11 protein-coding genes are annotated in these 13105 nt (G+C 63.4%); 6 read left to right on the top strand and 5 right to left on the bottom strand.

What is annotated here, in order from left to right; all coding sequences use genetic code 11:
- Positions 1 to 31 precede the first annotated feature (31 nt).
- From ACFSOZ_RS21305 to uraH, 5 genes are all read right to left on the bottom strand, one after another.
- Complete coding sequence (locus ACFSOZ_RS21305) at positions 32 to 529, bottom strand: hypothetical protein (protein ID WP_379101244.1); 498 nt, start codon at positions 527 to 529, stop codon at positions 32 to 34.
- The gene (gene xdhC, locus ACFSOZ_RS21300; RefSeq protein WP_379101242.1) at positions 526 to 1434 is read right to left on the bottom strand and encodes a xanthine dehydrogenase accessory protein XdhC; all 909 of its coding nucleotides are present in this window, start codon (positions 1432 to 1434) and stop codon (positions 526 to 528) included. The genes ACFSOZ_RS21305 and xdhC overlap by 4 nt, the downstream gene beginning before the upstream one ends.
- Before the next feature lie 62 nt (positions 1435 to 1496).
- Positions 1497 to 3860, bottom strand: coding sequence for a xanthine dehydrogenase molybdopterin binding subunit (gene xdhB, locus ACFSOZ_RS21295; protein WP_379101240.1), 2364 nt, complete (start codon positions 3858 to 3860; stop codon positions 1497 to 1499).
- A complete protein-coding gene (gene xdhA / locus ACFSOZ_RS21290; protein ID WP_379101238.1) occupies positions 3860 to 5341 on the bottom strand; it encodes a xanthine dehydrogenase small subunit in 1482 nt (493 codons plus the stop codon). Before xdhA ends, xdhB begins: the two co-directional genes overlap by 1 nt.
- Positions 5342 to 5344: 3 nt before the next feature.
- Positions 5345 to 5719 (bottom strand): hydroxyisourate hydrolase, encoded by a 375-nt coding sequence (uraH, locus tag ACFSOZ_RS21285; RefSeq protein WP_379101237.1) that lies wholly within the window; start codon positions 5717 to 5719, stop codon positions 5345 to 5347.
- 181 nt (positions 5720 to 5900) lie between these two features.
- Here uraH and puuE point away from each other — a divergent pair, with 181 nt between their 5' ends.
- The 6 genes from puuE to ACFSOZ_RS21255 all read left to right on the top strand — a co-directional run bounded on the left by puuE (position 5901) and on the right by ACFSOZ_RS21255 (position 13095).
- On the top strand, positions 5901 to 7319 hold the full coding sequence (gene puuE, locus ACFSOZ_RS21280; RefSeq protein ID WP_379101235.1) for an allantoinase PuuE: 1419 nt from the start codon (positions 5901 to 5903) through the stop codon (positions 7317 to 7319).
- 10 nt (positions 7320 to 7329) lie between these two features.
- A complete protein-coding gene (locus ACFSOZ_RS21275) occupies positions 7330 to 8193 on the top strand; it encodes a bifunctional allantoicase/(S)-ureidoglycine aminohydrolase (protein WP_379101233.1) in 864 nt (287 codons plus the stop codon).
- Positions 8190 to 8693 carry an ureidoglycolate lyase gene (locus ACFSOZ_RS21270; RefSeq protein WP_379101231.1) on the top strand — a complete coding sequence of 168 codons (504 nt, stop codon included), beginning with the start codon at positions 8190 to 8192 and terminating at the stop codon, positions 8691 to 8693. The genes ACFSOZ_RS21275 and ACFSOZ_RS21270 overlap by 4 nt, the downstream gene beginning before the upstream one ends.
- Entirely contained in the window at positions 8693 to 9286 is a 594-nt protein-coding gene (locus ACFSOZ_RS21265; protein WP_379101229.1) for a nucleoside deaminase, read from the top strand. The genes ACFSOZ_RS21270 and ACFSOZ_RS21265 overlap by 1 nt, the downstream gene beginning before the upstream one ends.
- Before the next feature lie 82 nt (positions 9287 to 9368).
- Complete coding sequence (locus ACFSOZ_RS21260; RefSeq protein ID WP_379101227.1) at positions 9369 to 11354, top strand: CocE/NonD family hydrolase; 1986 nt, start codon at positions 9369 to 9371, stop codon at positions 11352 to 11354.
- A 154-nt stretch (positions 11355 to 11508) separates the two neighbouring features.
- Positions 11509 to 13095, top strand: a complete 1587-nt coding sequence (locus ACFSOZ_RS21255) for an ABC transporter substrate-binding protein (RefSeq protein WP_379101225.1) — start codon at positions 11509 to 11511, stop codon at positions 13093 to 13095.
- The last annotated feature ends 10 nt before the right edge of the window (positions 13096 to 13105 follow it).

Genomic DNA, 13105 nt, shown 5'->3' with positions numbered 1-13105 from the left:
CTGCGGTGACCTCGGCCGGGTGAGCAGAGGATCAGAAATTTTTGGCGAACTTCGGCAACCTGCGCTTGGCAAAGCCATTTAGCTGCTCATGCCCGCCATGGTATGACGTATAGCTTATTCTGGTTCTCTGGGAACGAACCTGAAAATCGCCCGACCAGTTGCGGCCGGCCCATTCGACATCCTCCCACCGAACAAATCGCGTCGCCATGAATGGCTGTCGAATTCCTATGCCCTCAGCAGTCCAGAAGACAACGCTCGCATAGAAAAACCAAACCCACCCAATCAGGCCGAGACCTGCGCCAATCAGCAGTCCGTAAAGCCAGGGGAGCTGTTCGCTGCGCGTCTCATTCCACCCGGCAATCGCAAATGTCGCGAGAAGACCCACAAGCAGGATGGAAAAGGCATGGACAAACCAAGTGGCGCGCAAGGTCCGTTCACCGGCTTGTCGCCCAGCGCTTGTTCGTGATCCAACTGCAATGGCCGCCGAAACTGCCAAGGCACTTAAAAGGCCTACTACCAGCTGTTTCAACCGACCGCCGCTTCATGTCCAAGGGTCTTGTGTTGGCCCACCGATGATGAGTGCCCAACCAGCGCCGTCATGATCTCGGCGGCCGCGAGCGCTGCGATGACTTGCGGGCGCTTGTCCTTGACGGCATCGCCACCGATCGGCGAGACGAGGCGGGCAAGCTCCACCTCGCTGCCGTCCGCCGATTTCAGGTACCAGTTCTTGAACGTCGCTTTCTTGGTCTTCGAGCCGATCATGCCGACATAGGCGGTGTCGTCGCGTTTCAGTGCTTCCGCGACGATCAGGAAATCCAGCGCATGGTCGTGGGTTAGGATGGCGAAGGCCGTGCCGGCCGGTGCATCGCGCACCATCGCTTCCGGCATCGGCGTCAGCCGCGTCTCGACGGTTTCCGGCATGCCCTCCAGCGCCTCGGCCCGCGTCTCGATGACGACGGCATGCACAGGAAGAAGGGCCACCGCGGAGGCCAGCGCCTGGCCGACATGGCCGCCGCCGAAGACATAGACATAAGGCAGTTCAGCCTCTTCGGTTTCCGCCGCTAGGACCAGCTCGGCTGCCAGCGAGGTATCGACGAGCCGGATCAACACTTCAACGCGCCCTCCGCAGCATTGACCAATTTCGGGGCCGAGCGGCACGTCGAGGGTCGCGCAGACCTCGTCGACCTCGATGCGGGCTTGCTTGTCCCGACGGCCTTGGCCGGCCGGTGAAGAACCCAGCATCTGCCGCGCCTTGTCGATGGCCATGTACTCGAGCTGACCGCCGCCGATCGTGCCAAAGATCGCCGCTTGCGAGACGAGCATGAAGGCGCCTTTCTCGCGTGGCGTCGAGCCTTTGGTGCCGGCCACTTCGACCAGGGCAACCCGGCCGGCTGCGGCGAGAAAGGCTTTCAGGCTTTGCACTTTCGAGTTCATTTCTTGCATTCCCGATTGGGAAATATAGGCTTTTTCGGCTTGAATTGCACGTTTTGGCGGATTCAGGCGTTGGCCTTGACCTCGTTCTTCAGCCGCTCGATCGCCATCAGCACCCGTTCCGGCGTTGCCGGAGCATCGAGGCGCGGACAGATCCTGTGGTCGGCGACGCTGGCCACCGCATCCGACAGCGCATGCAGAACCGCCATGCCGTGCGGCAAGGGCGGCTCGCCAACCGCCTTGGAACGATGGATGGTCGGCTCATAGGCCTGCGACCAGTCGGTCAGCGCCACGTTGAAAATCTTCGGACGATCCGACGCGAGCGGGATCTTGTAGGTCGACGGCGCGTGCGTGCGCAGACGGCCCTTGTCGTCCCACCACAGTTCCTCCGTCGTCAGCCAGCCCATGCCCTGGATAAAGCCGCCCTCGACCTGGCCGATGTCGATCGCCCGGTTCAGCGAGCGGCCGCAATCGTGCAGGATATCGGCGCGCTCGACGACATATTCGCCAGTCAGCGTGTCGACCGATACTTCCGCGCAGGCCGCGCCATAGGCGTAGTAATAGAAGGCGTGGCCCTGGCCCTTGCTGCGGTCCCAGTGGATTTTCGGCGTCTTGTAGAAGCCGGCAGCCGAGAGCTGCACGCGTGCAATGTAGGCCTGCTTGACCAGATCGTTGAAGCTGACTTCCTGGTTGCCGACGCGCACCCGGTTGGGCAGGAACACCACCTGGTCGAGCGGGACCTGATATTTCTCGGCGGCGAAGTCGGTCAGCCGCTGGCGGATCTGCCGGGCGGCGTTCTGGGCCGCCATGCCGTTGAGGTCGGCGCCCGAGGACGCCGCCGTCGGCGAGGTGTTCGGCACCTTGGCCGTGGTGGTGGCGGTGATCTTCACCCGGTCGAGGTCGATCTGGAATTCTTCCGCCACGACCTGCGCCACCTTGAGGTGCAGGCCCTGCCCCATTTCGGTGCCGCCATGATTCATGTGCACGGAGCCGTCGGCATAGACATGCACCAGCGCGCCGGCCTGGTTGGACTCGGTCTTGGTGAAGGAGATGCCGAACTTGACCGGGGTCAGCGCCAGGCCACGCTTGATGAAGCGGCTGTTGGCGTTGAAGGCCGATATTTCGCGACGCCGCCGTGCATAGCCGGCACTTTCCTCGAGCTCGGCGACGATGCGGTGGATGATGTTGTCCTCGACCTTCTGGTGATAGGGCGTGACGTTGCGGCTGCCGATCGCCTCCATCGGGTCGTAGAAATTCAGCTTGCGTATCTCGAGCGGATCCCTGCCGACCGCGAAGGCAACCTCGTCGATGACGCGCTCGGCACCGACCATGCCTTGTGGACCGCCGAAGCCGCGGAAAGCGGTGTTGGAAACGGTGTTGGTGTAGAGCGGAGCCGATTTGGCCAGCACGTTCGGATAGAAATAGGCGTTGTCGCAATGGAACAGGGCGCGGTCGCCGACCGGGCCCGACAGGTCGGCGGAGAAGCCGCAGCGCAAGGCGAAGGTGAAGTCGACGCCGAGAATGTTGCCCTTGTCATCGAAGCCGACCTCATAGTCGATGGCGAAATCGTGCCGCTTGCCGGTGGCGGTCATGTCCTCGTCGCGGTCGAGCCTGATTTTGACCGCGCGCTTGTGCTTCTTGGCCGCGATCGCGGCGATCGCTGCACACTGATTGGCCTGCGTTTCCTTGCCGCCGAAGCCACCGCCCATGCGGCGGACTTCCACCGTCACGGCATGGCTCGGCACACCGAGCGCATGCGCGACAAGATGCTGCGTCTCGCTCGGCCCCTGGGTCGAGCAATAGACGATCACCTCATCGTCCTCGCCGGGGATGGCGAGCGAAACCTGGCCTTCGAGATAGAAGTGGTCCTGGCCGCCAAGCCACATGCGGTTCTTGATGCGGCGCGGCGCGGCTTGAATGGCAGCGGCCGCATCGCCGCGCCGCAGGGCCAACGGCGTGGTGACCTGCCTGTCCTTCACCGGATCGAGGTCCCAGATGTCGATCACAGCCGGAAGCTCGTCATAGTCGATCTTCGCCAGCCGCACCGCGCGGCGCGCCTCGTCGCGCGTCTGCGCGATCACCGCGAAGATCGGCTGGCCGAAGAACTGCACCTTGCCTTCCGCCAGCACCGGATCGTCATGCATGTTGCTGGGCGATACGTCGTTCTCGCCGGGCACGTCGGCATAGGTCAGCACATCGATGACACCCGGTGCGGCCCGCACCGCCGAAAGGTCGACGCTCTTCAGAATGCCATGCGCAACCTTCGACAGGCCAAGCCCGACATGCAGCGTGCCGGCCGGTTCCGGCATGTCGTCGATATAGACGGCACTGCCGTTGACATGCTTGTGGGCGGAATCGTGGCGTTGGTCGGTGGCAACGCCGCCGGTGATCTTTTCAGCCCTGGGATTGGGTGTGGCGTGCTTGTTCATCATGCCGCCTCATGCCTTGAAACCTGGATCGGCTCCTTGGTGCCGCTGGTCTCGGCGAAGAAGCGCAGCAACAGATTGCGCGCCGCCAGCGCCCGATACTCGGCCGAGGCCCGCATGTCGGTGAGCGGGGTGAAATCCTTGGCATATTCGGCCATCGCTGCCTCGACCGTCTGTTCGGTCCACGGCTTGCCGCGCAGCGCCTTTTCGACAGCCGACGCCCGCTTCGGCGTCGCCGCCATGCCGCCATAGGCGATGCGCACATCCGCGACCGTGCCATCCTTGGCCAGTGTCAGGAAGAAGGCGCCGAGTGCCGCCGTGATGTCCTCGTCGCGGCGCTTGGTGATCTTGTGGACGGCGAATTTCGTGCCCTTGGCGGGGATGGGAACGTGCACCGCCTCGACGAATTCACCGGGCAGCCGGTCCTGCTTGCCATAGGCAATGAAGAAGGTCTCCAGCGGGATCGTCCGCCGCTTCTTGCCCTTGCGCAGCGTCAGCCGCGCGCCGAGTGCGATCAAGGGCGGTGGCGTATCGCCTATCGGCGAACCATTGGCGATGTTGCCGCCGATAGTGCCCATGTTGCGCACCTGTTCGCCACCGATGCGGTCGAACAGCGGCCCCAGCGCCGGGATACGTTTGGCGAGCGTCGAGAACGCCTCGGTGTAGGTGACACCGGCGCCCATGGTGATGACGCCCTTGTCTTCGGCGATGGTGCAAAGCCCGTCGAGATCGCCGATGAAGATCGCCGGCGAAATATCGCGCATGTGCTTGGTCACCCACAGGCCGACATCGGTCGAGCCGGCGACGATGGTGGCGCCGGGTTCCTTGTCCAGCAGGGCGGCGAAATCATCGACATTAGCCGGCACGATCAGCCGCTTCTTGGCCGGGCCGATCTCGATCCGCGCGCCGTCATGCATGGCCTCCAGCCTCGCGGTGATCGCCTTGCGCTCCACTGCCAGCGGGTCCTTCGCCACCTTGCCATAGCTGGAGATGGCGTGTGCGGCTCGTATGATCGCCTCGTAGCCGGTGCAGCGGCAGAGATTGCCTTGCAACGCCTTTTCGATGGCTGCGTTCGATGGGTCTGGCGATTTCATCCACAGGCCATAGAGCGACATGACGAAGCCCGGCGTGCAGAAACCGCATTGCGAGCCGTGGAAATCGACCATCGCCTGCTGAACCGGGTGCAACTGGCCGGGAAGGCCGCGCAAATGCTCGACCGTCACGACATGGGTGCCGTCCAGCGAGCCGAGGAAGCGAATGCAGGCATTGACGCTTTCGTAGACCAGCCCGCCGGCCGAGAGCTTGCCGACCAGCACGGTGCAGGCGCCGCAATCGCCCTCGGCACAGCCTTCCTTGGTGCCGCGCAGCGAACGGTCGAGCCGCAGCCAGTCGAGCAAGGTCGCGTCCGATGCCACCGACGAAAGCACGACATCGCTGCCATTGAGAATGAAACGGATCTCGTTGCGGATGCTGACCTTGGCCATGCTTCAGCTCCCCCTGTAGGTCGAGTAGCCATAGGGCGAGACCAGCAGCGGCACATGATAGTGCACCGGTTCGGCCATGCCGAAGCGGATCGGTATCACGTCGAGAAAGGCCGGTTTCGGCAGGCTCAACCCCTGCTGGCGCAAATAGTCGCCCGCGGCAAAGAGCAGTTCGTATTCGCCGGTGCGGAACTCCGCGCCGACAAGCAGCGGCGCATCACAGCGGCCGTCGGCATTGGTGACAACGGTCTTCAGACGTGTGCGCGCGTCGCCCTCGAGGTGATAGAGCGCAATCGACAATCCCGCCGCCGGCTTGCCGGTCGCCGTGTCGAGGACATGGGTCGTCAGACGCCCGCCATCGGCTATCGACGTTTCTGCCACTGGCCGCCTCCCATCAGGTACAATCGAACATGTTGTTGAATTGTGCGCCAATTAAAGGCGATGCATAAGTCCCGGTCGAGCGGAGTGCGACAAAAACACTTTCAAAAATTTTCGGGGGAATGCGCAAGCAGCCCTTTCGATATCCTGATCATACTTCGGGCAATGCCCGGCGGGAGGGACGATGCGTTACATCAGAGACATGCGCGGCTACGGAGCCAATCCGCCGGATCCGAAATGGCCAGGCGGGGCGCATGTCGCCGTGCAGTTCGTCGTCAACTACGAAGAGGGCGGCGAGAACTGCGTCCTTCACGGCGACAAGGCGTCGGAAGCCTTCCTGTCGGAAATCGTCGGCGCGGCACCCTGGGTGGGGCAGCGCCATTGGAACATGGAATCGATCTACGAATACGGCGCCCGCGCAGGCTTCTGGCGGCTGCATCGCCTGTTCACCGAGGCCGAGGTGCCGGTGACCTGCTACGGCGTCGCCTCAGCCCTTGCGCGCTCGCCCGACCAGGTCACGGCGATGCAGGAAGCCGGCTGGGAGATCGCTTCGCACGGGCTGAAATGGATCGACTACCGCGACCACAGCGCCGAGGACGAGCGCCGTGATCTCGAAGCGGCGATCCGCCTGCACTACGAGGTGACCGGCCAGCGCCCGACCGGCTGGTACACGGGCCGCACATCGGTCAACACGGTGCGGCTCGTGGCCGAAGAAGGTGGCTTCGACTATGTGTCGGATACCTATGACGACGAACTGCCCTACTGGTTCGAGCATGCGGGTGGGGCGCAGCTCATCATCCCCTACACGCTCGACGCCAACGACATGCGTTTCGCCACGCCGCAAGGGTTTAACTCGGGCGACCAGTTCTTCGCCTATCTGAAGGACAGTTTCGACACGCTCTATGCCGAGGGCAAGGCTGGCCAGCCGCGGATGATGAATATCGGCCTGCACTGCCGCCTCGTCGGGCGACCGGGCCGGGTGGCGGCGTTGAAGCGCTTCGTCGACTATGTCAAATCGCACGACAAGGTCTGGCTGGCGCGGCGCATCGATATCGCCCGCCACTGGCAAGAGAACCATCCCTATCAGCCGGCGGCACTGCGCCCGTCGAAAATGGAATTCGAGACGTTCGTCCACACCTTCGGCGGCGTCTTCGAACATTCGCCATGGATCGCCGAACGTGCGTACGAGCTGGAACTGGGTGCGGCACACGACACGTCAGGCGGCCTGCACAACGCGCTCTGCCGCATCTTTCGTTCCGGCAGCGAGACCGAGCGGCTTTCGGTGCTCAATGCCCATCCCGATCTTGCCGGCAAACTGGCCAAGGCCAGGCGGCTGACGGCCGAATCGACCAGGGAACAGGCCTCGGCCGGTCTCGACGCGCTGACCGACAAGGAACGCGAACTGTTTTCCAAACTCAACGCCGCCTACGTCACCACCTTCGGCTTTCCTTTCATCATAGCGGTGAAGGGCAAGACCAAGGAGGCGATCCTGGCGGAATTCGAGGCGCGCATCGGCAACGGCCGCGGCGTTGAATTTGAGACCGCCTGCAAACAGGTCGAGCGCATTGCGCTGCTCCGCCTCAAGGACATGCTTCCGCAATAGGCTTGAACCCATGGATACGATCAGGATGCCCGACCGAACATACTACGCGCCGCATGGCGGCCATCCCGGCCAGAGCGAACTTCTGACCGGCCGCGCCGTCTTCACCGAGGCCTATGCCGTCATCCCCAGGGGGGTGATGCAGGACATCGTCACCAGTGCCCTGCCGTTCTGGGACAAGACCCGCGTCTGGATATTGTCGCGGCCGCTGTCCGGTTTTGCCGAGACGTTCTCGCAATACATTGTCGAGGTTGCGCCCGGTGGCTCCAGCGAGCGGCCGGAACCCGACGCCGGCGCCGAGGGCGCCCTTTTCGTGGTCGAGGGCGAATTGACGGTTCTGCTCGCCGGCAGGAAGCATGTGTTGCGGCCGGGCGGCTTCGCCTTCCTGCCGCCGGCCAGCGGCTGGACAGTTCGCAACGAAAGCAAGGCCGCTGTCCGCTTCCACTGGATTCGCAAGGCTTACGAGGCGGTCGACGGTCTCGACGTGCCGGAAGCCTTCTTCACCAATGAACAGGAAATCGCGCCGACGCCGATGCCCGGCACCGAGGGCCGCTGGGCGACGACGCGTTTCGTCGATCCGGCCGATTTGCGCCACGACATGCACATGACCATCGTGACGCTGGAACCCGGCGCGGTCATTCCCTTCGCCGAGACCCATGTCATGGAGCATGGGCTCTATGTGCTGGAAGGCAAGGCGGTCTACCGCCTCAACCAGGACTGGGTCGAGGTCGAGGCCGGCGACTATATGTGGCTGCGCGCCTTCTGCCCGCAGGCCTGCTATGCCGGCGGCCCGGGCAAATTCCGCTATTTGCTCTACAAGGACGTCAACCGCCACGCCAAGCTCGGCGGCGCCGGCATTGCAAGGCGGGCGCCGTGACCCGCATCATCGCGCGGCCGCTGACCCGCGAGGGCTTTGCCGCCTTCGGCGATGTCATCGACATGGGCGGCGACAACCACTACCCGATCAATGGCGGCAGGGCCGAGCGCTACCACGATCTCACCACGGCGCAAGCGACTGGGCCGAACGCCCGCGTGGTGATCTCGATGGTGCGCGGCACGCCCTACGAATTGCCGCTGAACCTGACCATGGTAGAGCGCCACCCCTTCGGCAGCCAGGCCTTCATTCCGCTGTCGCCACGGCCATTCCTGGTCGTCGTCTGCCATGATGGCGACGAGGGTCCAGGCGAGCCGCACGCCTTCATCACCGCGCCCGGACAAGGCATCAACTATTCCCGCAATCTGTGGCACGGCGTGCTGACGCCGCTCGGCGAGGCTCAGGATTTCCTGATCGTCGACCGTGATGGCGACGGCTCCAACCTCGAAGAGTTCCATTTCTCGCACGCCTACGAGATCCATCTCCCCGACGAGAGCCTGTAATGACCGACATTTCCCTGATCGACCGGCTGCTCGATGTGATCGAGCAGGACATCGTGCCGAAGACGGCAGAAGGCGTTGCTCACGGCAACAAGCTGTTCGGCGCAGCGATCCTGCGCAAGGACGACCGTTCGCTGGTGCTGGCCGAGACCAACAACGAGATGGAAAACCCGCTCTGGCATGGCGAGGTGCACTGCCTGAAGCGCTTCTACGAAATGCCCAAGGCAGAACGCGTCGATACGAAAGACGCCATCTTCATCGCCACGCACGAACCCTGCTCGCTCTGCCTGTCGGCGATCACCTGGACCGGCTTCGACAATTTCTACTATCTGTTCAGCCATGAGGATTCGCGCGACAGCTTCGCCATCCCGCATGACCTGAAGATCCTGAAGGAGGTCTTCACCCTCGATCCCGGCGGCTACAATGCCGAGAACGCCTACTGGAAGAGCTTTTCGATCCGCAGGCTGGTGCGGTCGCTGCCCGAGGCCGAGCGCCAGCGCCTGGAAATGCGGATCGGCAAGATCTCGACACGCTATGACGACCTGTCCGAGGCCTACCAGGCAAGCAAGGCCGAAAACGACATTCCGTTGAATTGACGCGGATTGACCAGCCGAATTCGTTGGCTGGCCCACGACGCGATGCCACCGGCTCCATCATCTGGCGATCCTGGAGTCCCGCATGAAAACCGTCACCGAATTTCCCCGCAAGGTCATCGAATTTCCGGACATGGGGATCGTCATGCCCGACGGCTGCCGGCTGTCGGCGCGGGCGTGGATGCCGGAAGATGCCGGCGACGACCCGGTGCCGGCGATCCTCGAGCACCTGCCCTATCGCAAGCGCGACGGCACCATCTTTCGCGATCAGCTGACGCATCCCTATTTCGCCGGCCACGGCTATGCGTCGATCCGCGTCGACATGCGCGGCAATGGCGATTCCGAAGGGCTGATGGACGACGAATATTCCGAACAGGAATTGCAGGATGCCTGCGACGTCATCGCCTGGGCGGCATCGCAGCCCTGGTGCAACGGCAATGTCGGCATGATGGGCATTTCCTGGGGCGGCTTCAACTGCCTGCAGGTGGCGGCCAAGCAGCCGCCTGCGCTGAAGGCTGTGATCAGCCTGTGTTCGACCGTCGACCGCTATGCCGACGACATCCACTACAAGGGCGGCTGCCTGCTGATCGAGAATTTCGGCTGGGCCTCGACCATGCTGTCCTATTCGTCGCGGCCACCGGACCCGCTGCTGGCCGGCGACAACCGGTGGCGCGATCTGTGGCTGACGCGGCTGGAAAACCAGCCCTTCCTAGCGCCGCTGTGGTTGAAGCACCAGCACCGCGACGCCTATTGGAAACGCGGCTCGATCTGCGAGGATTTTTCGGCCATCCATGCGGCGGTGCTGTCGATCGGCGGCTGGCATGACGGTTATCGCAACACCGTCTCGCATCTGGCCACCAACATCGAAGCCCCGGTGAAGGGCATCATCGGACCGTGGATCCACAAATATCCGCACTACGCTGCACCCAAGCCCGCGATCGGCTTCCTGCAGGAGGCCCTGCGCTGGTGGGACCGCTGGCTGAAGGGCATCGATACCGGCGTCGAGACCGACCCGGCCTACCGTGCCTATGTCATGGACAGTGTCCGCCCCGCCCGCTGGCATCCCGAGCGGCCCGGCCGCTGGGTAGCGGAGCAGGAATGGCCGTCGTCCACCATCAAGACGCAATCGATCGAGCTTATCGCCGACGGCAGCAAGCCCGCCATCGTCGCCTCGCCGCAAAGCTGCGGACTGGCCGGCGGGGAGTATTTTCCGTTCACCTTCGGCCCCGAACTGCCCGGCGACCAGCGTCCCGACGACGCCTCGTCTGTGTGTTTCGACCAGCCGGAACTCCGTGATGCGATCGACATCGTCGGCGCGCCCGAAGTTGAGGTGCGGCTATCCTGCGACCGCCCGCAGGCCAACATCGCGATCCGGCTTTGCGACGTGCATCCAGACGGTGCGTCTGAGCTGATCTCCTACGGCGTGCTCAATCTGACGCATCGCAAGTCGCACGAATTCCCCGAGGCGCTGGCTCCGGGCGAAACCGTGTCCGCGCGCGTGGTGCTCGATCAATGTGCCTATCGCGTGCCGGCCGGCCACCATCTGCGCATCGCCGTGTCAAACGCCTATTGGCCGATGATCTGGCCGTCGCCGGAACCGGTCCGGCTCGCTCTGTCGGCCGCGACGCTGGCCCTGCCGCTGCGCCCGTTGGCGACAGGCGACGACGTGACGTTCGCCGAGCCGGAAGGCGCCACTCCCTGGGCGACCGAGACGATCCGCGCCGCCAATTCCGAGCGTCATGTCGACCGCGACGAGAAGACGGGAATTGTGACGCTTTCCATAACGGATGATTTCGGCGAGGTGCGCGATCTCGACCACGGCCTGGCCCATGGCAGCATTGCCCGCGAGACCTGGACGATCCATCCCGACCATCCCTTGTCAGCCTCGGGGAAAACGCACTGGACACAGACCCTGTCGCGAAATGAATGGTCGGTACGCACCGAAACAACAGCCGAAATGCGATCGGACGCGCAAAACTTCATCGTCAGCGCCCGAATCGAGGCTTATGAGGGCGAAACTCTCGTTTTCGAACGTAACTTCGAGGAGAAGGTGCCGCGCGTATTGCTTTGAGCACGGATTTCGTTGGTCCAAATGCGACGTACGATTTACGCCACGGCATGTCGCATTCGGTCTTGCTTACCGCTTTCCCTTGCGGTCATTATTCTCCTCACAAGAAACAAGAAAATCGACCGCAGAGTCGAACCAACAGAGTGAGGAACTCAACATGTCAAACGAACTGGAATTCCTTAGCCGGCGAGTCGCATCCGGCAAACTGAGCCGTCGCGATTTTCTCGGCCGGGCGGCCGCGCTCGGCGTCACCGCGACCTTCGCCAACTCGCTGCTTTCTGGAGCGGCGCGCGCGGCAGGTCCGGTCAAGGGTGGCACACTGAAGGCCGGCCTGGTCGGCGGCGAATCCACCAACAGCCTCGACCCGGCGCTGATGATGACGCAGGTGCCCTTCGCCTTCGGCAAGTGCTGGGGCGAAATGATTGTCGAGCTATCGCCGGAAGGCAAACTCGAGAACCGCATTGCCGAGGAGATCGGCTCTTCGGACGACGCCAAAGTGTGGACGCTGAAAATCCGCGACGGCGTCGAATTCCACAATGGCAAGACGGTGACCGCCGAAGACGTGGCCGCCACGCTCGAGCGCCATTCGGACGAGAAGTCCAAGTCCGGCGCGCTGGGCTACATGAAGGGCATCGAGACCATCAAGGCGAGCGGCAAGGAAGTCGTGCTGACGCTGAAGGAAGCCAACGCCGACCTGCCCTATCTGCTCAGCGACTACCACCTGATCGTCCAGCCGAATGGCGGCAAGGACAAGCCGGATGCAGGCATCTCGGCCGGCCCGTACGTGGTCAAGACCAACGAGCCCGGCGTGCGCCACGGCGGCGAGCGCTTCGCCAACTATTGGCAAGGCGACAAGATGGGCCATGCCGACCAGGTCGAAGTCATCGTCATCAACGACGCGACGGCGCGCACGGCGGCCCTGCAGGGCGGCCAGGTCAACATGATCAACCGCGTCGAGCCGAAGATAGTCGACCTGATCAAGCGCCTGCCGGGCGTCACCATCCGCAACCATGCTGGCCCCGGTCACTACGTGTTCATCATGCATTGCAACACGGCGCCGTTCGACAACGCCGATTTGCGCATGGCACTGAAGCTGGCGATCGACCGCGAGGAAATGCTGGACAAGATCCTGCGCGGCTATGGCTCGCTCGGCAACGACTTCCCGATCAATTCGTCCTATCCGCTGTTCACCGAGATCGAGCAGCGCAAGTACGACCCCGACAAGGCCAAGTTCCACTTCAAGAAGTCGGGCCATGATGGCGCCGTCCTGCTGCGCACCTCGGATGTCGCCTTCCCCGGCGCCGTCGATGCAGCACAGCTCTACCAGCAGAGCGCGGCCAAGGCCGGCATCACGCTGGAGATCAAGCGCGAGCCGGGCGACGGCTACTGGAACGAGGTCTGGAACAAGCAACCCTTCTGCGCCTCCTACTGGGGCGGCCGCTCGACGCAGGACCAGATGTATTCGACAGCCTATCTGTCGACGGCGGACTGGAACGACACGCGCTTCATCCGTCCGGACTTCGACAAGATGGTGCTGGCGGCCCGCGCGGAACTCGATGAGGCCAAGCGCAAGGCGTTGTACCACGACATGGCCGTCATGGTGCGCGATGACGGTGGCCTGATCCTGCCGATGTTCAACCAGTTCATCGATGCGACCGGCGCCAAGGTCGATGGCTGGGTCGATGATCCGCATCAGGAATTGATGAACGGCTACGCCCTAGCGAAGTGCTGGCTGCAGGCCTGAGCCGGCTTTG

Source organism: Mesorhizobium newzealandense (assembly GCF_042682145.1).
Taxonomy (GTDB): Bacteria; Pseudomonadota; Alphaproteobacteria; order Rhizobiales; family Rhizobiaceae; genus Mesorhizobium; species Mesorhizobium newzealandense.
Note: the sequence above shows the minus strand (reverse complement) of the source record. Positions and strands in the feature narration are given on the sequence as shown.

Bases quoted from the DNA above. Each gene is read 5' to 3' on its own strand.
- ACFSOZ_RS21275 (WP_379101233.1), top strand. From the start codon at position 7,330: ATGGATACGATCAGGATGCCCGACCGAACATACTACGCGCCGCATGGC.
- ACFSOZ_RS21265 (WP_379101229.1), top strand. From the start codon at position 8,693: ATGACCGACATTTCCCTGATCGACCGGCTGCTCGATGTGATCGAGCAG.
- xdhA (WP_379101238.1), bottom strand. From the start codon at position 5,341: ATGGCCAAGGTCAGCATCCGCAACGAGATCCGTTTCATTCTCAATGGC.
- xdhB (WP_379101240.1), bottom strand. From the start codon at position 3,860: ATGAACAAGCACGCCACACCCAATCCCAGGGCTGAAAAGATCACCGGC.
- puuE (WP_379101235.1), top strand. From the start codon at position 5,901: ATGCGTTACATCAGAGACATGCGCGGCTACGGAGCCAATCCGCCGGAT.
- ACFSOZ_RS21260 (WP_379101227.1), top strand. From the start codon at position 9,369: ATGAAAACCGTCACCGAATTTCCCCGCAAGGTCATCGAATTTCCGGAC.
- ACFSOZ_RS21255 (WP_379101225.1), top strand. From the start codon at position 11,509: ATGTCAAACGAACTGGAATTCCTTAGCCGGCGAGTCGCATCCGGCAAA.
- xdhC (WP_379101242.1), bottom strand. From the start codon at position 1,434: ATGAACTCGAAAGTGCAAAGCCTGAAAGCCTTTCTCGCCGCAGCCGGC.